This window comes from Ensifer sp., assembly GCF_031989085.1.
GTDB lineage: Bacteria > Pseudomonadota > Alphaproteobacteria > Rhizobiales > Rhizobiaceae > Ensifer.
Window position 1 is genome coordinate 296380 of record NZ_DALZXU010000002.1, and the last position, 23622, is coordinate 320001.

Annotated in this window: 18 protein-coding genes and 2 pseudogenes; 8 read left to right on the plus strand and 12 right to left on the minus strand. The window is 60.5% G+C overall.

What is annotated here, in order from left to right; all coding sequences use genetic code 11:
- Nucleotides 1-117: 117 nt before the first annotated feature.
- The gene (locus tag RTP54_RS14285) at nucleotides 118-1695 is read right to left on the minus strand and encodes a radical SAM protein (protein WP_312363615.1); all 1578 of its coding nucleotides are present in this window, start codon (nucleotides 1693-1695) and stop codon (nucleotides 118-120) included.
- Complete coding sequence (locus RTP54_RS14290; protein ID WP_312363617.1) at nucleotides 1692-5804, minus strand: AAA family ATPase; 4113 nt, start codon at nucleotides 5802-5804, stop codon at nucleotides 1692-1694. Before RTP54_RS14290 ends, RTP54_RS14285 begins: the two co-directional genes overlap by 4 nt.
- Before the next feature lie 172 nt (nucleotides 5805-5976).
- Here RTP54_RS14290 and RTP54_RS14295 point away from each other — a divergent pair, with 172 nt between their 5' ends.
- Together RTP54_RS14295 and RTP54_RS14300 are read left to right on the plus strand one after the other, a co-directional pair.
- On the plus strand, nucleotides 5977-7662 hold the full coding sequence (locus tag RTP54_RS14295; RefSeq protein WP_312363619.1) for an amidohydrolase family protein: 1686 nt from the start codon (nucleotides 5977-5979) through the stop codon (nucleotides 7660-7662).
- Between the two features lie 256 nt (nucleotides 7663-7918).
- Nucleotides 7919-9109 (plus strand): methyltransferase, encoded by a 1191-nt coding sequence (locus RTP54_RS14300; RefSeq protein ID WP_312363621.1) that lies wholly within the window; start codon nucleotides 7919-7921, stop codon nucleotides 9107-9109.
- Nucleotides 9110-9218: 109 nt separating this feature from the next.
- On the opposite strand, the gene RTP54_RS14305 is transcribed toward RTP54_RS14300, so the two are convergent.
- The 3 genes from RTP54_RS14305 to RTP54_RS14315 all read right to left on the minus strand — a co-directional run bounded on the left by RTP54_RS14305 (nucleotide 9219) and on the right by RTP54_RS14315 (nucleotide 12510).
- Nucleotides 9219-10676 (minus strand): histidine kinase, encoded by a 1458-nt coding sequence (locus tag RTP54_RS14305; protein ID WP_312363622.1) that lies wholly within the window; start codon nucleotides 10674-10676, stop codon nucleotides 9219-9221.
- A gap of 137 nt (nucleotides 10677-10813) precedes the next feature.
- Nucleotides 10814-12118: an MFS transporter gene (locus RTP54_RS14310; RefSeq protein ID WP_312363624.1), complete on the minus strand. Its 1305-nt coding sequence runs from the start codon at nucleotides 12116-12118 to the stop codon at nucleotides 10814-10816.
- A gap of 110 nt (nucleotides 12119-12228) precedes the next feature.
- The gene (locus tag RTP54_RS14315; RefSeq protein WP_112811479.1) at nucleotides 12229-12510 is read right to left on the minus strand and encodes a metal-sensing transcriptional repressor; all 282 of its coding nucleotides are present in this window, start codon (nucleotides 12508-12510) and stop codon (nucleotides 12229-12231) included.
- A gap of 501 nt (nucleotides 12511-13011) precedes the next feature.
- Here RTP54_RS14315 and RTP54_RS14320 point away from each other — a divergent pair.
- Together RTP54_RS14320 and RTP54_RS14325 are read left to right on the plus strand one after the other, a co-directional pair.
- Complete coding sequence (locus tag RTP54_RS14320) at nucleotides 13012-14118, plus strand: NADH:flavin oxidoreductase/NADH oxidase (RefSeq protein ID WP_312363627.1); 1107 nt, start codon at nucleotides 13012-13014, stop codon at nucleotides 14116-14118.
- 171 nt (nucleotides 14119-14289) lie between these two features.
- A complete protein-coding gene (locus RTP54_RS14325) occupies nucleotides 14290-14412 on the plus strand; it encodes a hypothetical protein (protein WP_312363629.1) in 123 nt (40 codons plus the stop codon).
- Nucleotides 14413-14533: 121 nt separating this feature from the next.
- Here the strand turns inward: RTP54_RS14325 and RTP54_RS14330 are convergent, their stop codons facing one another.
- The 3 genes from RTP54_RS14330 to RTP54_RS14340 all read right to left on the minus strand — a co-directional run bounded on the left by RTP54_RS14330 (nucleotide 14534) and on the right by RTP54_RS14340 (nucleotide 17826).
- Nucleotides 14534-15088: an OmpA family protein gene (locus tag RTP54_RS14330; protein WP_312363630.1), complete on the minus strand. Its 555-nt coding sequence runs from the start codon at nucleotides 15086-15088 to the stop codon at nucleotides 14534-14536.
- Nucleotides 15085-15762, minus strand: a complete 678-nt coding sequence (locus tag RTP54_RS14335) for a L,D-transpeptidase (RefSeq protein WP_112834025.1) — start codon at nucleotides 15760-15762, stop codon at nucleotides 15085-15087. The genes RTP54_RS14330 and RTP54_RS14335 overlap by 4 nt, the downstream gene beginning before the upstream one ends.
- Nucleotides 15763-16323: 561 nt before the next feature.
- Nucleotides 16324-17826: an MFS transporter gene (locus RTP54_RS14340; protein WP_312363632.1), complete on the minus strand. Its 1503-nt coding sequence runs from the start codon at nucleotides 17824-17826 to the stop codon at nucleotides 16324-16326.
- Nucleotides 17827-17864: 38 nt separating this feature from the next.
- Here RTP54_RS14340 and RTP54_RS14345 point away from each other — a divergent pair, with 38 nt between their 5' ends.
- Nucleotides 17865-18461 carry a helix-turn-helix domain-containing protein gene (locus RTP54_RS14345; RefSeq protein ID WP_312363634.1) on the plus strand — a complete coding sequence of 199 codons (597 nt, stop codon included), beginning with the start codon at nucleotides 17865-17867 and terminating at the stop codon, nucleotides 18459-18461.
- 116 nt (nucleotides 18462-18577) lie between these two features.
- Nucleotides 18578-18817, plus strand: a pseudogene (locus RTP54_RS14350) (LysR substrate-binding domain-containing protein); the annotation flags it as partial.
- A 201-nt stretch (nucleotides 18818-19018) separates the two neighbouring features.
- On the opposite strand, the gene RTP54_RS14355 reads toward RTP54_RS14350, so the two are convergent.
- Nucleotides 19019-19696, minus strand: a complete 678-nt coding sequence (locus RTP54_RS14355; RefSeq protein ID WP_162704546.1) for an aquaporin — start codon at nucleotides 19694-19696, stop codon at nucleotides 19019-19021.
- Nucleotides 19697-20349: 653 nt separating this feature from the next.
- On the opposite strand from RTP54_RS14355, the gene RTP54_RS31070 reads away from it, so the two are divergent.
- Nucleotides 20350-20796: a BA14K family protein gene (locus tag RTP54_RS31070; RefSeq protein WP_409517150.1), complete on the plus strand. Its 447-nt coding sequence runs from the start codon at nucleotides 20350-20352 to the stop codon at nucleotides 20794-20796.
- Nucleotides 20797-20846: 50 nt separating this feature from the next.
- On the opposite strand, the gene RTP54_RS14360 is transcribed toward RTP54_RS31070, so the two are convergent.
- A complete protein-coding gene (locus RTP54_RS14360; RefSeq protein ID WP_312363637.1) occupies nucleotides 20847-21476 on the minus strand; it encodes a hypothetical protein in 630 nt (209 codons plus the stop codon).
- A gap of 573 nt (nucleotides 21477-22049) precedes the next feature.
- Between RTP54_RS14360 and RTP54_RS14365 the strand changes: the two genes are divergently transcribed.
- A complete protein-coding gene (locus tag RTP54_RS14365; RefSeq protein ID WP_312363638.1) occupies nucleotides 22050-22421 on the plus strand; it encodes a hypothetical protein in 372 nt (123 codons plus the stop codon).
- 133 nt (nucleotides 22422-22554) lie between these two features.
- Here the strand turns inward: RTP54_RS14365 and RTP54_RS14370 are convergent.
- Together RTP54_RS14370 and RTP54_RS14375 are read right to left on the minus strand one after the other, a co-directional pair.
- Nucleotides 22555-22730: pseudogene (locus RTP54_RS14370) on the minus strand (DUF892 family protein); the annotation flags it as partial.
- 526 nt (nucleotides 22731-23256) lie between these two features.
- Nucleotides 23257-23484, minus strand: coding sequence for a BrnA antitoxin family protein (locus RTP54_RS14375; protein WP_112833500.1), 228 nt, complete (start codon nucleotides 23482-23484; stop codon nucleotides 23257-23259).
- Nucleotides 23485-23622: the final 138 nt, after the last annotated feature.

The following is a 23622-nucleotide window of genomic DNA, read 5'->3' on the forward strand; positions in this document are numbered from 1 at the left end:
TCGCGCGTTTTCTTGCGGGCTGTCGGAAAAAAGCCGGCGCGCGATGCTTCGTTTGGCGGCATGACGATGCGCTTATCAATCCTGCGCGCGTGCAGCACTCTCGCTTGCCGATGCGGGTTATCCGCCTTCGGCGGTACGGGCATTCGCCACGCTGCGGGTGCGGCCGGCGTGACGGCTTACACCTTTTCGAGCCTCGAGATTCATTGCAATCGTCTCGTCGAGGGTGCCTGAGGCGTCGGTGATCATCGTCGGCGTGAAGTAGGAGCGGAAGCTTTCCCCAACCCGGAATGCCGGTGTGTAGAGCGGGCCAAGCGGCTGCGTCGTCGTCACGTAGGTGAGATTGTCCTCGTTGCGCGAACGCATCGGAAGGCGATGATGATGCATTACCGATGGCAGCGCGAGGCGCAGGCTGTTGGCAAGCAGGTGCGCCATCTGGCGACCCGAGAGCGAGTGGCGATAGGTGCGGTAGAAGCCGACGCAATGCCGCAGGATACGGAAGCGCTGGCCGTCAAGCCGCGACAGCCGTCGCGCGAAAGCCGATACCTCGTCGAGCGCGTCGAGGGGCCGCGTCATCAGGGTGAAGCCGTCCATGTCACGCAGCTTGGCGGAGGGCAGGAAACGGTTTTCCGCGACGCATTCGTCGAACAGCGGTGTGCCGAGCAGCGGGATCGTCAGGCTGAGGAAGGCCGGAAGCGGCATGGTGCTCTCGCCGGTGATGAAAGCCAGCTCCTCGTGCATCGCCTGCAAGGTTTGCGACGACGGGTCGAACATCAGGCCGTACTGGAAGGCGACGCCGGCCTTCAGGCTCGTCTGAATCGCCTCCAGTTGCGGCACCACCAGATTCTGCTTTTTCTGGTAGCGCTTCAACTGCGCCTCGTTCAGCGTTTCGACGCCGCTGAAAAGACCGAGACAGCCGGCGGCCCGCACCGCCTCGAGATTGCTGAAATCACGAAAGAAATCGCCTGTCACCAGTGCGAACCACCCCTCGAATAGACCCTCCCGCCAGAGCGAACGGATCAGGTCGAGCTTGGCGAGAAAAGCATCCTTGCTGTTCCCATAGAAATTGTTGTCGATGAAGAGGACGTATTTCTTTCGAGGCGCATTGCGCACTTGCGCTTCGATGTAGGCAGGATCGTAACCCTGGTAGCGTCGGCCTTCGGCGGTCAATGCGCAGAAGCTGCATTTGAAATTGCAGTAGCGGCTCGTCTCCACATACATCACCGGGCCGGCCCAGTTTGCCAGATCGAACCGCGGCAGGATGGTCTCGGCTGCGGCCCACTCTCCAAAGACATCCCTGATGATCGCCTGCATGTCCTCGATATCACCCTGGCAGGCGTAGTCGAAGGTCGCAGCACTCGAGACCGGTAGATTGCGCACGGCTGGCCCACCTGCCACCACCACGCAACGCGGTGACTTCGTGCGCGCGTAAGCCGTCAGATGGCGCATGCGGTCAAAGGCGGCGGTAACACCGGTGAGCACCAGCATGTCCAGTTCCGCAAAGGCTGTTTCGTCGACTAGCGGCCCGTCATGGAACTCGCTATAGGCCCAGATATCGACGCAGTCCCTGGCGAAGGCGCCTGCGAGAAAAAGGTGCCCCGTTCCCTGCGGGATGAAATCGGGACGGCCCCGCGGGTTGCGGGTTTCGTCGAAATGGGCGAGCACGATCAACACGCGGGGGCGCTGGGTGCGTATCATGCGCTGCCTCCCTCTGGGCCAACCATGGCGGCCGTCGGCGAACGAAGGGGTTGATGGAGGCGAAGGACTTCGCTCCAGATGGCTTTCCGGGGGGCAACCATCGTCTCGAACGCGCGCAGCGCGGCTTCATCCTTCGGGCCTGCCGGGTGATTCAGCGACGCAAGCGCCACGGCGGGCATCTCCAGCCGTATCGCTTCATCGAAGGCGTGCCGCGCGGCGCGCTCGGCGCGCCGCCTCTGGCCGCGAACGCCGTAGACGCTCGCCTGGCCGAGAGCTGCCGAAGGTCGGCCGATCGGATAGACGCGCGCAAAGCGCTTAAGCTTCCCGAGAACGAACCGGGCCGCGAACAGGTTGCCAGCTTCCGGGTCGCTTGCCACGTCCATCAGGCGGGCGAGCGCCGGCAGCGTGCGTGTCTTCATGGCGGGATTGAGTGCTCGACACCAGGAAAGCGCGCGTTCGAACCAGATCGTCGCCTCCTCCGAGTTACCCCTCCGTCGGGCAACCTCGGTCAGCAACGATGCGCCCTCGATGCAATGAACCAGCTCCAGCCCATCCGCCTGTTCGGCAATGATATGCTTGAGTTCATCGAGGTCCGCGTCGGTGGCATCCCACCGGCCAAGCGCTGCGTTGCCCCTCAGGCGACCGAGTAGGCCACAGCCGAGCACCTGGATGTCTCCGCGCCTTCGGCCTTCTTCGCAGATGCGCTGAACGAGGGTTTCCCAAGGCGTAATACCTTCGAAGGCCGGCGTCAGCAGCCACGGGCCGGATATCGTCTCGAGGCCAACCGCGACTTCGCACCAGCGTCTCATGTCGCCGACCGCCGTGGCATTGCTCAGCCCGGCTTCGAAGGCTCGTTTTCCGGCCGGCCAGTGGCCGATGCTGATCTGGTAGAGGCCCGACAGCAGGTCGACGCGGACCCGCGTTCCCAATTGGTCGACACGCTCCGAAAGGGCGGCGGCGAGGCGGCTATAGTGCTCCGCCTGCCTGTGCAGCGGAATGACGCCGCATATAGCCCCAAGGCTCGCATAATTCGTGGCTGTCGTCGGCGAGACATAGGTGTTGCGTTCGGCGAGGTTCGTTGCCCGCAACGTCGCGTGGATCAGTCGCAACTTCTCGCTCGTGAAGTAATAGATCCGTGTCAGATCCTCATGTGCTTTTGCTGCAAGGAGGAAGGGATCGGAAGGGGATCGCGAAATCTCGCGCTTCAGGATCCAGTCCTTGTCCCGATGGGTTGCACGGCGCCACATCTGCTCTGCGAGATCGAGAACGAGATGCAAGGCCAGACCGGCAGAGGTCCGTGGGAGTGGAATGTCGGAGAGCCTCAACCCTTCTTCATAGGCGTGCCTGGCCGCCTCGGCACGTCCCAGATTAAGGTTCGCTTCCCCGAGCAGGAAGCACGCGGCCGCATGCCTTGGCGCAGGGATCGCAATCGCCTGGTCCTTTGCGATCTTGAAGAAGCGTTCGACCAGATCGACGACAGCGGCATTGTCGAACTGGCGCAGCCGCAGTTCGGCGACCCGATCAAGGTAGTTGAAGGCCATCGCGGCATCGCCGGCGCGCTCCCAGTGACTGAGGATGCGGGGCAGGTTTTCAGCGTTATCGAGTTGCCCGCTCTCCTCCATGGCCTGGGCGATTGCGCGGTGCGCCTCCCGACGCTGCTCGGAGAGCATGCTGTCGTAGATTGCCTGACGGATAACCGCATGGCTGAACATGAACCGCCCCGGACGGTCGTCCACGGGCTTGATGAGATGTGCCGTCTGCAATCGCTCGATGCTTGCCAGGATATCGAGCTCGGTTTTCCTGATAGGCGACAGGGCCGCCAGGTCGGCTGCCGAGAACGTCGACCCCATGGCGCTCGCAATTTTCAGGATCACCTGGAGTTCGGCCGCCAGCTGATCGGTCCTGGCGATTACGGTCACCTTGGCCGTGTTGAGCAGCGTTGCATCGTTGGAGCGGTTTTCAGTGGGGGTCGTGGCGCTGGGGCTGCCGACGGCCTTCGGTAGCCGGCGTTCGTCAATCATCCGACAGATCTCGCAGATCAGCAGTGGATTTCCCGCCGACTGGGCATAGACCGCCTCGCCGAACCCGTCGGCCGGAAAATTGCTGCCGATCGACGCGCGCACAAGGGCGATCGTACCTTCTACGTCGAGCGGCAGGAGTTCCAATGTCTGGGCGCCGTTATGCCGCTGGCCGGTCCAGCGCGTCAGGTCCTCCTGCGTTCTCGCCGCGCGGGTCGAGACTACGACCGGCACCGGTTCCGCGCCGGAAGCCAATCGACCGAGCAAGTGTCCAGAGGCTTCGTCGAGCCAATGCACATCTTCGAGCACGACGAGCCCCTTTCCCGACGCAAGGCTCGTTGTCATGAGTTCACCAAGCAATTCGCGCAGGCGATGAGACCGCCCGTCGCCCGACATTGCCCAGGTCTCGACCGTGTCGGCCAGGGTGAGATTGATGGCGTCGTTGAGCAAGGGCGCGAGATGCGCGAGGTCCGGCTTGTGGGAAAAGAACCGCGTCACCTGTTCTGCGGCCTCGTTGCCACGCAGGTCAGTAATGCCAAGCAGTTCGCGGATCACGCCGCGCCAGGCAAAATAGGGGACGTCGTTTTCGATATCATCGGCATTTCCGACCAGAACACGACGCCCTTGGTCGCGACACTGTTCGACGAAGGCGCGCAGCAGAGCGGATTTTCCGACGCCGGAATCACCCCTGACGATCATGATTCCGGGTCGGCCGTTGCTGGCGCGCTCAAGATAGGCGTCAAGCGCGGTCAGCTCGGCCCGCCGGTTGAGCAATAGGGGAGCACTGGTGTCGCGCCTGGGAACTGTCTCGGCGACCGGTGCGAAGGCGGGTACGCCACCGCGCACACCGGGAACGGTGAGTGTCCAAGGTCCGGAGAACGCAATCTGGCCGGACGCCTCCCTTGCGGTTGCCTGATCGACGAGAATGCGCCCGGCAGCAACGCTCGCCAACCGCGATGCCATGTTCACGGCCGCCCCGACGACCGTGTAATCGGCGCGATGGTTCGCCCCGAGTGCGCCGCAGAAGCTCTCTCCAGTCGAAATGCCAGCCGACAGGCCAAGGTCCGCCTCGACCAGTTCACTCGACAGCCTCAGCGCCGCGAGTGTCGCGCGCCGGGCATTGTCTGCATGTTTCGCACCAGGCAGGCCGAAGACGGCGAACACCTCAAGCCCGTTTGAATGCAGGGCCGTATGCAGGATTTCGCCGCCGGTCCGCCCGACAACTGCGATCGCCATCCCGACGATCGTGTTCAGTCGCGCGAGATCCGTGTCGAGATTGCGGCCCGCGACATGCACGAACAGCGCTGTCACCGTTCGCAGGTCTGCTAGCCAATGCGAAAGCGGCGACAGAAGGCGGCTGCGCAGCGACAGGGGTAGATAAGCCTCGAGACGCTCGGTCGCCGATTGCAAGCGGATGGGCGGACCGGTGCTGGCCGCAACATAGGGTGTAATCTCGTCGAGACGCGCCGTTCCGTCGCCGGAGGGGCCGCCTTTTGCCCGTTTTCCGACCATTTGCCACACGGCATCGGACACCAGGATTTCGCCTGCCTCGGTCAATTGGCCACAGTGATCGGCCTGTGCCAGGCAGTCGCCGCCGACGATCAGCCACCGCTGGTCGGCGCGCGGCAGCAAATGCAGCAGCGTGATGGTGCCGGCGCCGACTGCGACGCGCAATTGCAGCGCGTCGTCTGGACCGCCTGGGCCGCCGATCTGTTCGCGGATCCGCCCGGCGCAATAGCAGCTGCGCCAAGCTGTCTGCTCCAGCTCGTGCGCATCCGACGCGCGCCAGCCGGCAATGAGGCTATCGCCGGCGAAACTCAGCACCGTGCCGCCATGCTCTTCCACATGGCCGACGAGCTCGCTCATGAACCCGTTCAAGAGCAGGCTGACACGCTCAGCACCCGCAGCACGGTCGCTTTCGGACCATTTCGCGGTCAGGCGGGTGAAGCCGGAAATATCGGCGAAAAGCAGCGATCCCAGGAAGTCTTCCCGCGTCGGGTCAGCAGAACCCGTCGCTGCGGGAGACGACCATTGAACCAGGGCCCCCGACAGGTAACGTTGGAATTCATACTTGCTGGTGCCACCAACCACGCAAAATTCTCCCCAAGATTTTAGAGTAACATGCCTCCTTTGCGACTGAAAGACGGCTTCCATTGATCTAGGAAACGGCAGTAACGGTAAGTAGATTTCTGTTCCAACAGGGCAGGAGCCGGAGTAATGTCGCCAGTGATTGTTCGAGGGGGTCTCGCAACAGGAGGGGACAATGGAAGATGATTGGGCCGGTCCGATTTCGGCCGCGACCCGCCGCGACGTGTTGCGGCTGGTCTCGGCGGGCGTCATCGCAAATGTACTTTCCGGGTGTCGTCCAATTCTGCCGCCGGCTGGTGCATGCAATCTCAGTCATCCTGTTGTCGACGTCCACTGTCACTTTTTCAACGCGGCCGATGTGCCGGTCGAGGGGCTGGTGCGCTACGTGGCGCTGCGCGAGCCCAAACCCGACTTCAGACGCGCAGCCGACGCCGCCGAAGCGCGCGGGATCAGCAATGCACTCATCGTCTTTCTGGTCACGGCACTCGGTGATGTCGCCCCCAAGGCAAAGGACGAACTTGCAATCCTGAAACGACGCACTCGTCGGCCGTCGAAGGCCGAGTTGGAGCGACGCAAGGACGAGCAACTGCGCACGGCCGTCCGACAGCTCGTGGGGCTCGCCGCCGGGCAACGCGTGTCGGGCATGGCGCGCAGCTCCGCCGAAACACCCGATTACGCCGGTCTTCTCAGCGAGTTGGGCGGCGAGGCGACGCTGCCGCGCACGTTTCAGCGACGCTCGGGACCTGTCGCAGAGGATGACGTTGATACCCTGGTCAAGGCCGCAAAGGCGCATGACAAGATCGGCACCTACCTGACCTTCGTGCGGCTGATGCAGGATTACCGCGAAGACCTGGCCGAGAGCTATATCAGGATCTTCGCGAGCAAATGCCGGCTGTCGCTGATCACGCCCAGTATTCTCGACTTCGAGAAGTCCATCGGCGGTCACGCTTCGCCACAGCGTGACCAGATCGACGTCATGGACGAAGTCCAGCAACTGGTGACGAAGCGCACCGGCATACGCATGCACAGCTTCGTCGGCTTTGATCCGCACCGCGAAGCCCTGAGGCCAGGGTCGGCGATGACCAATATCCAGTATGCGATCATGGAAAAGGGGTTTGTCGGCGTCAAGATCTATCCGCCCATGGGGTTCAAGGCCTGGGGCAACGCCGACCCTGCAATCGATGCAGCGCTAAAGCGGCTCTATGTCTGGTGCCGCGACAATGAGGTGCCGATCATGGCGCATGCGGAAAACAGCATCGGCGCCGGCTGCGGCTTTGGCGAACTGGCGAGCCCTGCCTACTGGAAGAAACTGCTCGATACCAACCAGTACGACAAGCTGAGGATCAATCTGGCCCATTTCGGCGCTTTCGACGAGGTTATCCGTCCCGGAGCGCCCACGGGCGTGATGGTGTCCTGTGCCAAGGACAAGTTCTCGGGTCCGCCGACCTGGGAAGACATCATCGGCAGAACGATCGATCATGGGCGTCGCCCAAACCTGTTTGCGGACCTGAGCTATCTCAGCGAGCTCGTCAGCAGCGACGACGCAACGCTGCACCGAAAGATCCGCGCGTTGCTGAACAAATGGCTGGACGCTTACGATCCGGACGCCCGCCACCTCATGTTCGGCACCGATTGGTCGATGATGGCGCTCGAGAGGAACTACAACGCCTATGTTCCAAGAATAAAGGACGAACTGACCCTGGCGGGCGTCAGCGAGGATCATCAGCAGAACATTTTCTGGCGGAACGCGTCCCGTTTCCTCGGCCTCGATCGGCCAGGCAAGGCGCGCGACCGACTGATATCCTACTGCCGCAAGCGCGGCCTGGACCAGGGCTGGCTCTCGGAACTGGCGGTCGCTTGAAGAGAACCGGTCGCTGTGCGCATGGCAACCATCAGGCATGGCTGGTGCGCTCCGTCACGCGCAAAGACCGCGCGTGACGGTCAATTCCATGGGCGCCCAGAGCTGCGGATTCGACGCTATGTGCGATGCACATGCGAAGCGCAGATCCGGGCTACTCCCTTTGTGACTGTTTCTACCCCAATCTTGCAGATCGACCTCATCCCACGATGCCCCCTAGATTTCCCATGGGGACGCAATCGCGACGGAGGGGAACCAAATGGCGCTGCCTGCTATTACCTGGACACAGGAGAATCGCACCGCGATCGCTCGATCCGGCCGGCTCATGAAGGCCGTCCTGTCGGACGAGACAAGCCGACTGACGTCCTTGCTTCTGGGCAAGCCACAGTCCCGAGAGGCGATCGAGGGGGAACTCGGCACAGCGGTCATAGACGATCTTGTGAGGTTCGGCGTCTTCGAACAGTCGGGCGCGGTCTTGCGTGCGCGGTTTCAGGCGCAGTCGCTTGGGGCGCACCTCGTCTTTTCGGATTTGCAACAGCCCATGCGCGTCGTGCGCAAGTCCGGTGATCGCGACAATTATGTCGATCCGATGTGGGAAGGGCCAATACTGTCAAACCTGCTGGTGCGGGAACCCGTGGAGAGCGGATTGGACATGGGCTGTGGCTGTGGCGTCATCGCCCTGGCTATGTCGGGTTATTGCAGAAGGGTCGTCGCACTCGACGTCAACCCGCGCGCACTCATGTTGACCAGCTTCAACATGGCGCTGAATGATGTCGGCAATGTCGAGGTGTTGCCGTCCGATCTCTTCTCCGCCGTCGAAGGTGCGACCTTTGACCGGATCGTTTTCAACGCACCGATCGGAATGGAGCTCAAGCCTCGCAACGCGTTGGAATCGGGCGAGCAAATCTTGATCCGTTTCCTCGGTGGGCTGGACAGGCATCTGAAGCCGGGCGGCCTGCTTCAGATGAACGTGTGCGTGAAAGAGTGGAGCAAGGCAAATCTGGCCACCAACCTGCGCACCTGGCTCGGAGGCAGCCACCAGGATTTTCAGAGCCTCTTTATCGAATTGTGGCGTGTGCAAAGTGGCCTCAAATTCTACATTCGCAGGTGGGTTGCGCCTTTTGTGTTGCCGCGACGATACGGCCGCCTTCTTCGCATCCGCCGTGGTTTGCTCGTTGTCGAACGCAACGGGGTTGCGGTCCACGCAGAGACGGCTTCGACCTATGACACGTGGGCGGTACCCCTCGGTCCCCGGTTCGGAGCAACCCTGGTCCAATCGCTGATGGCCTCGGTCCCGGGCAAGCAGCAAGCCGGTGCTTCCGCAACTGTCCTCAACAGCCTTGACGCGGACCAACACACATTCGCTGGCTCTGTGTTGGCCACGATCTTCCGAAAACTGCAAAAGGTTCAAGCGGCGGCGCTGCTTTGGCAGTGCGCGTTCATTGTGTGACGAACGCTTTGTGGCGTGCCGCCGTTGCGCGGCGCGGTGGGCGAGGCTGATGAGCGGCAATCGGACAGCCGGATGCCGTTGTCCGCCGAAGCGTGCGCTGCGGCATTTGCTAAGCGCCTGTCAGGTTCTCATCCAGAGGCACGGCCATTTCCAGCACCGAACCTGCCACTCGGTATTTGAAAGACAGGGTGCCACCCAAGCTTTCGACGCGCTGCCGCAAGCCGTCTATTCCCATTCCGCCCTTTGTAGCCTCTGATTTGGGCGTTGCGATCGTGCCCCCCTCGTCGTGAACGCGCACCTCGAGCGAGCCGTCCGTGAAACGGCATTCGACGTTCGGCGCACGGGCACCCGCATGTTTGTAGGAGTTGTTGAGACCCTCCTGCAGAAAGCGGAAGACGCAGGTCTTGATGGGTGTGGGGAGGCTGAGGTCCATCCGGGGCATGTCCAGCGCAACTTTAGCGCCCGTTCTTGCCTCATGAAGACGGATGACGCGGCCGACAATCTGTCCCAGGTCCAGGCGCTCGATATCAGGAAGCAGAAGCGCCTTTGCGATCATGCGAATTTCGTTCAACGAGTCGTCCAGGGTTTCGGCGATGACCTGAAGAGCCGCCTCGCGCCCCGCCTTTGTCTTCGATCGCTTCGCGGTTTCGAGTTGCAATACGGCAAAACCGATCAGTTGCGCCGGACCGTCGTGAAGGTCAGCCCCGATCTGACGCGCCAGTTTTTCGTTCGCGTCCGTCAGCCTCATCGTGGCTAGGCGCGCACGGTCGCTGAGGACGCGCACCTGATCGGTAACGCGCTCGGCTTCGGCGGCTCGCTGAAGCAGCTTGTTGCGTTGCGTTTCAATGGTGGCGCTGCCGCGCCGCACGATGCCGAAGAGGCAAAACAGGATCAGCGCCGACGCACCCGCAACGATCAGCCAACTGCTCAGACGGACCTCGAACATCTCCTGCGCAAGGAGGGCGCTTTCTTCCTGGATTTCCGCCACGGCCACGATTGCGCCGTCGTCGGCCACTCGAACCGGGCTGTAGATCTCAAGATACGGTGTCGTGAACGCCCGCGTCTTATGTTCGTCGGCGTTCAAATCTGTAAAGTCCGACACGACATTGCCTTGCCGCGCCTCGACCAGCCCTGGCGGTGGATCGAAACGGTTGCCGATCAGCTCGGGTGACGTCGAATAGACGATGGTGCCGTCGGCCCGCCATAGCTCGAGATGTGGGAAACGCATTCGGAATTCATCGTCGAAGAACACCTGGTCGAGGGCGTCTTTTGACGATTGGGAGAGAGTTCGCCCCGTTGCCAGTTCGTCGGCAAATGGCGACAGAATGCTCTGCATGAAAAGCGCGGATGCCGCCGCCCGATCCTTCAACGTGTCCTTGGACACCTGCTCGGCAATCAGATGACCGGCGATTGCCGCGGCGATCACGATAAGGATGCCGCTTGCAACGACGAACTGGAAAGCCAGGGTGCGCTCGGCAAACCAGTCCTGCCACCAGCCCGGTCTTCGCCCGCGCTGCTGGCTTTCTCGTGGTGACGAACTCAACCCCACTTTCGACATTTCATGCATGGTGCGCCCTCGGCTCCGCCGCCAGCATTGAACCATGGTTGATACGCGTTGAGAAAGGAAATTCCGTTATGTCCGGACACGACGAAAGCATCATATCTGGGCACGAACCGACCATCGGCGCGGCCGGGGTAACTCGCTCAATGGCTATGGTATTTGTCGGTAACGGACGCATGGCTATGCCGGTATCCGCCTGCTACCGATACCGCCCCAACGAGGTGGGGGTGCGACGCTTCGAGGTTGGTATGCACGTGGCTATCGTCCCGTTCAACCGACGGCCACAAGGCCGCGGCCGCGATCGCGCCAAGTGCCGTGATCACCGCCAGCACGCCATAGGTCGCCCAAAGGCCGATTGTGGCACCGAGCCAACCGGCGAGCGGATAGGTGATCAGCCAGCAGCCGTGCGATAGGGCAAACTGCGCCGCAAAAAGGGCGGGACGATCTTCGGATGCCGCCGAGCGGCGAAGGATGCGACCGGAGGGTGTCAACACCAGTGAGTAGCCCACCCCGATCACGGCCCATAGCGCAACCATTGACCAGTAGGAATCGACCAACAGGCCGGTGACGAGCGCGATCACCAGGACACCCGTGCCTGCAAGCATGACGGGGCGATCCGGTGTAATCTTGAGCAGGCGCGGCAGGAAAATTGCGGCGATCATGGACCCGAGGCCAAAGGCCGCAAGCGCGATGGCGGTGAACCGCTCTCCCAGCGCGTAGGTCCCTTGGACCAGCACGACGGTATTGACGAGAACCATGGAACCGCCGGCAGCGACAGCGAGGTTGAGTGCGAGAAGGCCCCTGAGGCGCGGGACCGCGAGGTACAGCCTGAGACCGCGTGTGGTTCTTTCATAGATGCTGCGCGGCGCCGACGGTTTCGGATCCGGCAACAGGACCGAAACGACCAGGGATGCGGATGCAAGGAAACCGACGACTGTCCCGAGGTAGAGATTGTGGTAGCTCATCACCGCCAGAAGGATCGCGGCGAGCAAGGGGCTGCAGACCTTTTCAAGATCATAGGCCAGCCGCGATAGCGACAGTGCGTTGGTGTAGTCGTCTTCTTCCACGAGAACGTCGGGGATTGTCGCCTGAAACATCGGGGTGAAGGCGGCGGAGGCAGCCTGCAGGACGAAGATCAGCACATATGCCTGCCATACCCCCGTCACGAACGGTAGACAGAGCGCGACCGCGGCTCGAACAAGATCGAGCGACACCAGCATCGCCCTGCGTGGCAGCTGTTCGGTAAAGGCGGTGGCGATGGGGGCGACCACGACGTAGGCGATCATCTTGATGGCAAGCGCGGTCCCGAGAACGGCCCCGGCGTTGCCATCGGCAAGCTGGTATGCCTGCAGCCCCAAAGCGACGGTTGCAAGACCGGTTCCAAGCAGCGCAATGACCTGGGCGAAAAAAAGGTGCCGGTAGGTCCGGTTCTTGAGAACTGCAAGCATTTCGCTGCTCCTGGCCCTGGGTCGACGACCCCAAAGTGGCGTTTGAAATTCACAGGCAAGTTCCACACGCAGTTTGCAGGTACGGGCCTGCAAGCTGAGTCTGGCTATCGCTAAAGATACTTCGTGATCGTCTTGAACGCGTCGATCGTCTGCCTTTGCTCTCGATCGACTGGGCCGATCGTTTCTTCGAGACAATGGTCGAGGTGGTCCTGGATCAGCGTGCGCTTGGCGTTGGTGATCGCCTTTTCGACAGCGTGCAGCTGTTGTGCGATGTCAAGGCATGGTCGACCGGCATCGATCATGGCGATGACGCTTTTCAAATGTCCTTCAGCACGCTTCAGGCGCTTGACGATTTCCGGGTGCGTATCGTGTCGATGTGTGTGTTCTGTCATGAGCAACTACCTATCCCCCTGGAGGGGATAATTCAATCCGGAAATTTACGAAAATGCTCGCTTCGGGGGAAAGGCCGCTTGATTTTATCAGCGCATTCTCGATCTCCAGAGAAAACCACCGCTGACTATTTCCCGATCGAAAGGGGATTGCCGGGCAAAAGACGAGCCGATAGCCGCTGATGGCGACGTCATCGATGGGCACGATCGCAGGGAAGGGGGCATGCGTTCGGGACGCGACGCGTTACTACAGTGTCGGCGTTGCGGCATCGTATGCCGGCCAAACCACCCCGCCTGTCGTTGCCATTGTGGCGCATGTGAGTTTCGCGCTCACCTTTCACATTACAGTGGCATGCAGGCGCCTTTGGCGAACCATCTCTGCGTTGCATGGATGCATTTCCTCTCCCGTTCGGCCCTTTGAAACTGTAGTCTCGCTCCCAAGCCGGCGAGAGCTTCGCAGGAACCGGATTCGCCGAATCCTGTTGATGCGTGTGGAGAACAATCATGAGCGGAACCAGACTTTTCTCGCCCTTCGAAATGGGCTCCCTTGCACTGCGAAACCGGGTGGTCATCGCACCGATGTGTCAATATTCGGCGACGGACGGCGAGATGACCGACTGGCATCTCATCCACCTCGGCAATCTGGCGATGTCGGGCGCAGCCGTGCTGACCATCGAGGCGACGGCAGTCCTGCCTGAAGGCCGCATTTCCTATGGCGATGTAGGGCTCTATTCGGATGCCTGTGAGCGCGCGATGGGCCGGGTTCTGGACGGGGTCCGGCGTTGGTCGGACATGCCGCTCGCCATCCAGCTCGGCCACGCCGGGCGGAAGGCCTCGAGCGAAGTCCCCTGGAAAGGTGGAGGGCAGATCGCTCCCGACAGCGAAGGCGGCTGGAAGACCGTTGCACCGAGTGCCGTGCCGTTCCGCGACAATTATGACCATCCAACGGCCCTCGATCGCGCCGACCTCGCGCGGGTAAGGTCGGCATTCGTTGATGCGACACGGCGTTCCGCAGCACTCGGGCTGGACGCCGTGCAGATACATGGCGCCCACGGCTATCTCCTGCACCAGTTCCTTTCGCCGTTGTCCAACCATCGCACCGACGAGTATGGCGGTTCGCTGGAAAACCGCATGCGCTTTCCACTCGAGATCTTCGACGCCGTTCGGGCGGCATTTCCGCCGGAGCGACCGGTCACGATGCGTCTATCGGCGACCGATTGGGCTGACAAAGGCTGGGACATCGAGCAGACGATCGCCTTCTGCCAGGCGCTGGAGAGGCGGGGGTGCTCGGCCATTCATGTCTCGTCGGGCGGCCTTGCATATCACCAGCAGATCGCAATCGGCCCGAGCTATCAGGTCCCCTTTGCGCGCGCCGTCAAGAACAATGTGACGATCCCGGTCATTGCCGTTGGACTCATCACCGAGTTCGAACAGGCGGAAGCCATCCTCACGATGGGCGATGCCGATCTCGTCGCGATCGCCCGCGCAATCCTCTACGATCCCCGCTGGCCCTGGCATGCCGCCGCGCATTTCGGCGAGAAAGTTTGGGCGCCAGACCAGTATTTGAGGTCGCAACCAAGCCAGCTCCGCCATCTATTCGACCGAAAATAGACGCCGAGGTTACTGCGCTGAAAGCTCGGCTAGCATGTAAAGAAAGCGCGTTAATATGAATATTACATTAGATAAACTATTAGATGCCTCATCTTCAGTCGGTGAAGATCGAAGTCTGCATTCAAGGGCGGCGCGCTTGATGGGGGATATGCGCGGCTGGAGCAGGGTTCTGTGTCGTCTGTCGTGATCGGCGTCGATATGTCGTGGGCCTTCACCTGGTCGAAGGACGATCCGACGGCCGCTCGCGACGACATCATCGATATCGCGCGGTCGTTGGTCGGGGCGGGCAGGTGAGGGCGCGGTGGCCAATGTTGGTCATGGTCGCAATCTCGTAATCAACGTGGGAGTTTGCCGGTAGTACCTTTACCCTTCACTTAGGCAGTCAAAAACGCGGCGCCTCCTGGACGCCCGCCTCTCAGAGTGTGTCCCGTTCTGTGCGAAGATTGGAGACCACGCGCCGATTCTGCACCTTGCAGGAACGCTCCGTGCAGTCGCGCACCTCGCGGTCGTTGCCATAGCCCTTGGCCCACATGCGGTTGGGGTCAACGCCCTTGGAGGCAAGATAGGCCATCGCCGCATCGGCGCGCTGTTGCGATAGCTTCGCCATCTTCGAGGCGGAGCCGCTGTCGTCGGAAAAGCCCTGCAGCTTGACCAGCCAGCGCGGGTTGCTGTTGAGCCAGATCGCCTGCTTGTCCAGGGTTGCCTTTGCGACGGGGTCGAGGGCGGCCGAATCCTGCGTGAAATAGGTTCGGCGGCCGACATTGAGGATGAAATCCTCCTCGCTGCCGGCTGATACTGTCTCGAAGCCGGGAGCCGGATCGTCGGTTCTTCCGGTCATCGGCACTGCGGCTGGTTCTTCGACTGCAGCAATCTCAGTGGTGTTGCAGGCGGTCAGCGTCAAGAGAATGGCCGCAGCAGAAAGCAGCCTCGTAAAGCCGGGCATAGCGTGCATCAGGGCGGTGTTCCTCATTCGACGGGGGTTGCAACCGGAGTTGCTTGACTGACCTCGGGGGCCTTGTCTGCAATGTGTGGCAGGACCTGAACGGCAGTGCCGATCGGGCAGCGCTGATAAAGGTCAATCGCATCTTCATTGAACATGCGGATGCAGCCACTGGAGGCATCCTTGCCGATACTACCCGGCTCCAGCGTCCCGTGGAAGCGATAGCCGGTGTCGATACCATCACGAAGCAGGTACATGGCGCGGGGCCCGAGCGGGTTCTTCGGCGAGCCCCCCTCGACGAACTCAGGCAGTTCTGGGTGACGTTCGCGCATTTCCGGCGGCGGTGTCCAGCGTGGCCAGAGTGATTTGCGGTCGATGGTGGCGCGGCCATACCATTTGAAGCCCTCGCGCCCGACGCCGACGCCGTAGCGGATGGCCGTCTTGTTCTCCATGATCAGATAGAGAAAATGGTGCCTTGTATCGACAACGACCGTGCCGATCGGCTCGCTGCTGAAATATTTGACGACCTGACGCTGCCATTTCCTGTCGATCTTGGCGAAATTCGTGCTTCGGTAGGTCACACCATTGTCGACTGCGGGGCCCGAAAAATAGGACGTCGCCGCAGCAAAGACCGGCTTTTGGGTTGCGCCGGCGCCAAGCAGTGCCAGGCCACCAAGCATAATATCCCTGCGGGTGCATTCCATCGGCAATATCCCCCGAAAAGCCAAGAAGCGAGCGGCAGTAAAACAGATTGGTGATTTTCTACAATATAAAATTCCCGCCCTGAAGCGGCTCTGGGTAGCTTCCTCACCTATATGGACAGGCCAGCTATGTCGCAGCCTTCGATAGGCAGGGCAGCCATCTTAGTCCTCCCCTGTCATAGCAAGACGAACTAGTTCGATTGAACTCGTTCGAGTCGGAAAAATCCGTCTGAATGGAGCACTATAGTGCTGCCCCCGATGGAAATCCGCCGAGGCTCTAGTCGCAGCAGGATGAAGATTGAGTGTTAGCTGAGCGTCCTTGTTGTTGAGGCCGTCCATCCGGGCGAACCGCCCAGTCGTCTGGAACTGACCCCGATAGATGACCTGGTCATGAGCCCCAGCAGGCAGATCCAGACGATGTCGGGCTGTCGGAGGAAATGTTCTTCGGCTCCTTTATTCCTCTGGATGAGAGGTGCCGGAAGTGCGCGACCCCATTGGGATCGGCACTCCCCATTGACGATCAGTTACAGGTACTGGACGTCGCCGCATGACTTTGCGACCCACTCATTCTGCGGGAATTTTGTTCTTTGGAGGCAGGGCCAAGACCGCGACGAGGCTCACGAGGATACCGGCGGCGGCAAGCAGGAACGCAAGTTGCGTGCCCTCGGCAACGGCGGTTCGCAGGGCGTCCCCTTCCAGGCCGTCGGTGTGCCGGTTGGCGATGGCAAGCAGCACTGCAAGGCCGATTGCGTTGCCGACGCTCAGCGTCGTCGAGGCCATGCCTGATGCAATGCCTTGTTCGTCGTGACGCACACCGGATGCGGCCGCGATCCACATGCCTGTCCAGACAACTCCCTGACCAACACCAGAAATGATCAAACCCGGCACGATGGCAAGATAACCGCTGTCGGCCGCCGCGCCGGGCGCCAGCAGTGCAGTGCCGATCGCACCAACGACCATGCCGATGATCAATGTCGTGCGGATGGAAAGCCGGGTCGCCATACGCTCACCGATCTGCGTGCCGGTCAAAATGGTGATCGATGGCACAAGGAACGCGAAACCAGTCTGCAGCGCGGTCAGCCCTTGCACATTCTGGAAGAGCACCGTTAGGAAGTAGGGGATTGCGCCGAATGTTCCCATGAAGAGGAAGGTAATGATCATCCCGGTGACGAGGTTGCGGTTCCTGAACAACCGGAGAGGCATCAAAGGGTCGGAACTGCGGGCCGCAATGATCCCGAACGCGATCAGAAAGATCGCAGCCAGGATAAGTGCCCAGAGGACACTTGCAGCCTCCCAGCCGATCTCAGGCCCTTCGACCAACGCGAAGACGAGCAAAGTAGCGCCGACCGTGACCGTGAGCGCGCCCGGCAGATCGAAGCTTCGCTTGTGATGCTGCTTTGGATCGCGCGGGATCAGCAGAAAGGCCGCAATGATCGCGAGACCGGCCAGTGGCACATTGACGTAGAAGACTGCGGGCCAGCCCCAGGTCGCGGTTAGGAAGCCACCGGCCAACGCGCCAATGCTCAGCCCGCTTGCGCCCGCTCCACCCCAGACGGCCAGCGCTCGGTTGCGTTCGGGTCCTTCCGCAAACAGCCGGTTGATCAGCGAGAGCGTGGCTGGGAACAGGAACGCCGCTCCGATGCCCTGTATCGCACGCGCTGCCACGATAATCTCTGGCGACCAGGCCAGTCCGCCGGCGAGCGATGACAGCGCATAGAGCCACAGCGCGAAGATGAATATGCGCCTCTGGCCGATCAGGTCCACGGCCCTTCCGCCGAAAAGCAGGAACCCTCCGCAAAACACCATGTATGCGCTGACGACCCATTGCAGGGTCTGGCCCGAAAAGCCCAGTCCAGCACCAATCTCGGGCAGGGCGACAAAGACGATATTGATGTCGATTGAATAGATGAGCTGGGCGAAGGCGAGCAGCGCGAGTGCCGCGGCTCTTCGCCCGTCTATGCCTGTTGCCGGTGTTGCGCCGTCGTAGTGCGATGCGGTCATGTTTATCTCCTTTACGACAATTCTTTGTCGATTAACAAATAATGTAAGCTTGCATTGAAGTGTCAAGCGAATTATTTGTTGATCGTTCAGGAATGGAGGGCGTGATGGCGGGGAGACCGCGAGAGTTTGATCGCGACGTTGCACTGGCAAAGGCGCGCGATGCCTTTTGGTCGCGGGGCTATGAGGGCGTGTCGATGGCCGATCTGGTGGAAAAGCTGGGGATCGCCTCCGCACGAATCTATGCCGCCTTTGGGTCGAAGCGGGAGTTGTTCCAGGAGGCGGTTGCGCTCTACGATGCCGAAGAAGGCGGCTTCGCCGTTCGGGCCATGGCGGAAGAGAAGACAGCAACACGAGCCATCGAGCGGAGCCTGCGCGAGGCAATTGAAAACTGCACACGAAAGGGCCGGCCGCAAGGCTGTATGATCGTGTCAGCGGCAACCAATTGTGCGGCAGAGAACGAGGATGTGCGGGAGTTTTTGGCCGAGTATCGCCGGGGCAGGTCCGCATTGTTGCTCAAGCGTCTGGAGCGGGCGATCGCAGAAGGAGAGCTGAAGCCGGAGGCAGACGCTCAGGCCCTTGCGGACCACTATGCGACTATCCTTCTTGGCCTCGCGGTGCACGCGCGCGATGGAGTGTCTCGCGCGAGACTGCTAGCCACCATCCCAATGGCTATGTTGCCCATTCGCGCCGTTGCTCTTTGAGGGCCGAAAGGTGCCGGCGATGTGACCAATGCAGTTCTTCGTTCGCGACGGGACCGCGACTACCTTGGGAGGAGATCTATCCTCCTCTGTCGCCGCCGAAGTATCCCGTTCGTATTCGCAGCGTCGCCTATACCTGTGACGACACGTTCTCGCTGGTATCACTGGTCTCAGCCGGACTTGGCATCGGCTTTGCGCCGGAATGGACGCTGGATTTGCCCAACCGCAATTTCTAGCTTCGAAAGGTGAGAGTGGACTTCAGGATTGGCCTCGGCGTTGCCTGGTCCAAGGACGATCCGACGGCCGCCCGTGACGACATTATCGACATTGCGCGGTCGCTGGTCAGGGTGGGCAGGTGATGCGTGAACTTAAGGTGGGGCTGGACGTGAAAGTGAAAGGCGGATTTGCAACGTGACGTCTGCACATTCTCCGCAAAGCGGAGCCACTGCAGGATGCCGACCCTTGGTCGTCGCATCTTCAGCCGGCGTGCGGGCTCAGGCTGCTCTCCTTTGCCTGTGTCAGGTAGATGACATTGGGGGCCGTTGAATGCCCCACTGGCGTTAGCGGCGCTCTGACGTAACAACGGAAGCAGCCGTCAACCACCGTGCAAATCCGACAGCGAGCAAACTGCCCAGACATTGGGAAACAACGAAGGCCAGGACGTCTACGGGGCGAATACCCGCAAGGCTGTCTGTGAATGCCCTGGCTATCGTGGTCGCCGGGTTTGCGAAGGAGCTCGACGCAACAAGCGTAACTGACAGGACGTAGAAACCGACGAAGGCGGATACAGAGTTGGGGCGAAACCTGAGCCCAAGGAAGATCGTGAATATGAGGCCAAACGTGGACGCTGCCTCGGCGATCCAGACGGGAAATCCGGTTCGTACGTGAACGCCGACAGAGAGCAGCGGCAAACCGAAAGTGACATGGACGAAGACAACGCCGAGTACACCGCCGATCGTCTGCATGGACACATAGGCGGCCGCCTCCTTCCGCGGTATCTGGCCCTGAAGGAGCATTGCCAGACTCACCGCCGGATTGAGGTGGCCGCCGGAGATCGGCCCGAGCAGCTCGAGAAGGACGTATAGCGCCGCGCCGCAGGATATAGCGACACACAGCACAACCAACGCCGGAACATCCGTCATAGCACCGGCCATTGCCGCGCTTCCAACAGCGGATACCGCGAGCAGGCCCGTCCCGAAGGCCTCGGCAACAAGGCGTTTTGAAAGCGAGTGATTCACGGCGGTTGTCTCTGCATTTGGTCTGTGATGGCGTTAGACAGATGGCGACTGTGTGCCTATCGCTATCGGTGACGGTGATGGGCACACAAGGTGGCTTTTCCCCCAACAGTTTCTTGAGAACCACCGCTATTCGCCCGAAGACACCCGAGTTTTCCGGTCGCTCTGGCTTCTTTCCTGGGTGCGCGCTTAACTGAAGCATAGATTTGCACCGGGACGGCTACAGGTTATGGGCAGTAAAACTGCGTGAGTTGCCCGGGCCAAGTCAAAGCCAAACTTAAATCACGTGAGTTCCCTCTGAATCTGCAATTAACTCCGACGCCGGCGCAACTTGCGGAAGTGACGTATTCTTAGGAGGTGATCACCATCAGGGATTTGCTGGGGAACAAAACCCATATTGTCGGCATTTTAGGTGGCGAAATCATCAGGTTATTGTCTCCATGCGCGAACTTCTCACCAGCCTTCTCCTAGCTTCATGCATGCTCCCGATCGCCGCTGGTGGCATGCAGCTATCATCGGATCTTGCCGAAACCAGTGTTCCTGGTTCGCTCGTCGATCTTAACGATGAACCCCTCTGGTCGTCCGGGGTGAGGCGGGTAGACCCAAGCCAACAGGCATACGAGCGGCTTCCTGCCACAGATCTCACGAACAACATGATGGGCGAAGGCAATCTTACGGAGCGCGTAAAGATAACGGTCGGCGGATTTCCCGACAGGGCAAATGCTTCAAACGGGCCGAACGCTAAGCCGGACATCCTCGCCGATCTGCAAGCCGCAAAGACGCGGGAATGGTGCAGCACGCGGTATCGATCTTACGATCCTGGCGACAATAGCTACCAGCCCTACGGTGGAGGGCCGAGGCGTACATGCGCAACCCCGATCGAGATGCCGATGGCTCCTGGTCGCCAAGTCGCAGATAATGTCAGCGCGAACGAGCCTGACGTGAACGCGCGGTGGTGCTGGGAGCGGTACAGTTCGTATCGGATCGAGGACAACAGCTATCAACCATTTTCGGGGGGAAGGAAGGCGTGCCCGGGGCCGCGGTCCCAGTCGGCCAGTAATTCAGATCGGACTGTTGTTGGTTCTTCGGTGATCCAATTCTAGGGTTCCAGTTCAGCCCGAAGGTCCGCAGAACCGATGTTCTGGGGAGGGGATCAACGCAGAAAGCCGTCCCGTCCGAATTCTTCCCAACCCGCCAAACCCACGTCGGCCTCGGCGGAAGCCTGATTGGCCGTCGCCGCTGACTTCGGGGCGTTCTTCAACGACCGCGTCAACTTGGCTTTGTAAGCCGCTTTCCGTCGGTTTTCGGCTGCAGCCTCTATATCTTCGTCCCGCCACTGATCAACCAGCCCGCGGTCGAGAAGGTCTTCGACGACCCGCGGATCAAAGACGTGGAAGGTGATCTGCCGTGCCCGTCCTGCTAGTCGCACCGTCCGCGTCCCGGCGCTCGGGAGACGACCGTCGGCGAGCCAACGATGCCTCTCGCCCGGCTTGATTGTCAGGATGTCCTGTATCTCGCGGGGAATAACCGGGAGGTTTTCGATGTCCTTCATTGCGGAGGAAACGATGGTCGCTGCGGCGTCGAATTGCGTCTTGTCATCCGCGGGCATCGACAGCATGAGTTCACCCGCCTCCAGAACGAGCGATTTCTTTGACGATATGGGAAGCCGCGAACGCATTTCCAACAGGATGCCGTGAGCCCGCACGGATGACCCAAGTGTAGCAGCTGGGGGCAGGGTCCAAGTCCTGAGGAGCTCGATATCATTCTTCTGTTGTTTCGGCATGGCACTTAGATGGGTTCTCGCCCAGAGAGTTCAACGCAGCAAAACCTACGACCGCTCCAGGGACTCTCCCTTTCTTCCGTGTGAGCACGTGAGGCAAGTACGATGCCTGCACCGGATACCTGAAAATACTCCTGAACCGCACGGACCGAGAGGCCATAAGGAAGGCATCCGCGCGTCTCCTTGCCAGAAATGTTCGGCCTGACAACGGCGACGAATGCTGCAATCTACGTTCACAGCGCTCCGAGTACGGAGGAAAGCACCATATCAACTCGTCGTTCCTCTCTGCTCATCGTTAACATGCCTATCCTACTGGTCTGGGCATTCAGGCCCGCGCCTTATGTGTTTACAGGGGCTGCGCCGGCAACGCAGTCTGACAGCCTGACACAGTGAACATCCTTGAACGTTGCCGACCTGCAGTTCGACTGGTTCTGCCCGTCTCTGACAGAGATGCGGGGTTTCTTTCAGACCGTCACGTTGCTGCCGTCATGGAACCGCCACTGAAGCTACGCGTTCCTGTGCGTTAGACTTCGGGCACTACCGGCATTCCGCTGGCATCCCCGATGGGAAAAAATCATGAAAACGCTTCTAATCGCATTTGGCGTAGCCGCTGCTACGTCATGGTCCGCTTATGCCGCCGAACCGGCCAAGATGGTCGACACGAAGGTGGGCAAGGTCATGACCACGGGAAACGGCATGACCCTCTACACGTTCGACAAAGACACTAAAGGCAAGTCGAACTGCGACACAGATTGCCTGAAGATGTGGCCGGCGTTTCATGCCGCTGCGAAATCGAAGGTTGAAGGCGAGTGGTCGCTGGTCAAGGACGCGGCCGGCAAGGAGATGTGGGCCTACGACGGCAAGCCGCTTTATACGTATGCCGAAGATAAGAAGGCCGGAGACGTCAAGGGTGACGGCGTCAACGGTGTCTGGCGCCGCGCCAAGTAAATTCCAGTGCAACATTGGCTCTATTGAAGAAGGGCGGCCCTCGGGCCGCCCTCGCTATCTGATCCCGGCTTGGAAGCAGACTTCCACTGAGATCGCATACGTTTCGCTGATAGAGCCGAGCCGTTGGTTTTGACTATGCTGCTTTTTCTGCGGCCTGGTTGACGACCTTAGTGGCGATCGCCGTCAGAGCGATGTCGGTTGCCTGTTCTTCGTCGAGCTTAGCCTGAAGCAGCTTGGCGGCATCTTTCATGCCCAGCTTCAGCGCCTATGTCCGTAGCGTGATATTTCGTAGTGTTCGACAGCCTGTGCTAGCGTGGTCCGGCTCGGCGACTTCCTACACCTTTCCCGAGTCGACGTGCCTGAACGTCGCCGTTCCCATTCTTCAAGCAGGGAACGATCGTCTGATCACAGGGTTTGTTTTGAGGCCCTGGCATCGTTCTGTTGTGCGGGCGAGTAACTTCGTATCCACGAAAGAAAAAACAATGTTTGACCCTCCAAATCAGCTCCCAGGCACGCTTGAGCGCAAGGTGGAACTTGAGCAGACCGTGGACTATGCAATCCAGGTTCTGGTCGAGGAAGCCTGCCTCTTAGGGTGGACCCCGGCTGAATCCTGACGGCTATCGCGGATGCCACAAACGTAAGGCTGAGCGCCATAGAGGAAGAAGTGAACTTTAAGCCAGAGGCGAGCGAGCATACACGAACGAGCTATCCGACCGACTAGGGATTTCCACCCGAGGAGGTGTCGCCAGGTTGCTCGGTTTCATCAACGGGGATAGCGCGTTCTACGCGCTATCTTGTTCGCTGGACCTCGAAACGTAAAACGGATGTCTCGACGTCAACCATCTTTGTCGAGGTCCGTGGCATTTCGAATTGCGTCCAGCATCCGGGCGCGCCAATGCGGACCTGATGCCTTGAACCAGTCGACAACGTCCCTATCAATACTGAGCGTGATCTTCGTTGCGGATCCTTGCGGAGGCGCCGGTTTCTTCTTGAGCGCGCGCGGACGTTCAAGAACTTGTTGCACCAGATCTCCGGTAGCGTGTGTGTGGACTGCTTTGGCCATGTGCCAGCCTTATGCGGTTACAATGCCGCGCAGTATGTCACGCTTCCATAGAGCCTCCCCATCATTTCTTTTGGCTTCGCCGGCGACGCGCTTGATCGTGTAAGTGCAGAAGAGGTTCAGATCCGAAATATTGCTGGG

Bases quoted from the DNA above. Each gene is read 5' to 3' on its own strand.
- RTP54_RS14285 (WP_312363615.1), bottom strand. From the start codon at position 1,695: ATGATACGCACCCAGCGCCCCCGCGTGTTGATCGTGCTCGCCCATTTC.
- RTP54_RS14295 (WP_312363619.1), top strand. From the start codon at position 5,977: ATGGAAGATGATTGGGCCGGTCCGATTTCGGCCGCGACCCGCCGCGAC.
- RTP54_RS14300 (WP_312363621.1), top strand. From the start codon at position 7,919: ATGGCGCTGCCTGCTATTACCTGGACACAGGAGAATCGCACCGCGATC.
- RTP54_RS14305 (WP_312363622.1), bottom strand. From the start codon at position 10,676: ATGCATGAAATGTCGAAAGTGGGGTTGAGTTCGTCACCACGAGAAAGC.
- RTP54_RS14310 (WP_312363624.1), bottom strand. From the start codon at position 12,118: ATGCTTGCAGTTCTCAAGAACCGGACCTACCGGCACCTTTTTTTCGCC.
- RTP54_RS14315 (WP_112811479.1), bottom strand. From the start codon at position 12,510: ATGACAGAACACACACATCGACACGATACGCACCCGGAAATCGTCAAG.
- RTP54_RS14320 (WP_312363627.1), top strand. From the start codon at position 13,012: ATGAGCGGAACCAGACTTTTCTCGCCCTTCGAAATGGGCTCCCTTGCA.
- RTP54_RS14330 (WP_312363630.1), bottom strand. From the start codon at position 15,088: ATGAGGAACACCGCCCTGATGCACGCTATGCCCGGCTTTACGAGGCTG.
- RTP54_RS14335 (WP_112834025.1), bottom strand. From the start codon at position 15,762: ATGGAATGCACCCGCAGGGATATTATGCTTGGTGGCCTGGCACTGCTT.
- RTP54_RS14345 (WP_312363634.1), top strand. From the start codon at position 17,865: ATGGCGGGGAGACCGCGAGAGTTTGATCGCGACGTTGCACTGGCAAAG.
- RTP54_RS31070 (WP_409517150.1), top strand. From the start codon at position 20,350: ATGGGCGAAGGCAATCTTACGGAGCGCGTAAAGATAACGGTCGGCGGA.
- RTP54_RS14360 (WP_312363637.1), bottom strand. From the start codon at position 21,476: ATGCCGAAACAACAGAAGAATGATATCGAGCTCCTCAGGACTTGGACC.
- RTP54_RS14365 (WP_312363638.1), top strand. From the start codon at position 22,050: ATGAAAACGCTTCTAATCGCATTTGGCGTAGCCGCTGCTACGTCATGG.
- RTP54_RS14375 (WP_112833500.1), bottom strand. From the start codon at position 23,484: ATGGCCAAAGCAGTCCACACACACGCTACCGGAGATCTGGTGCAACAA.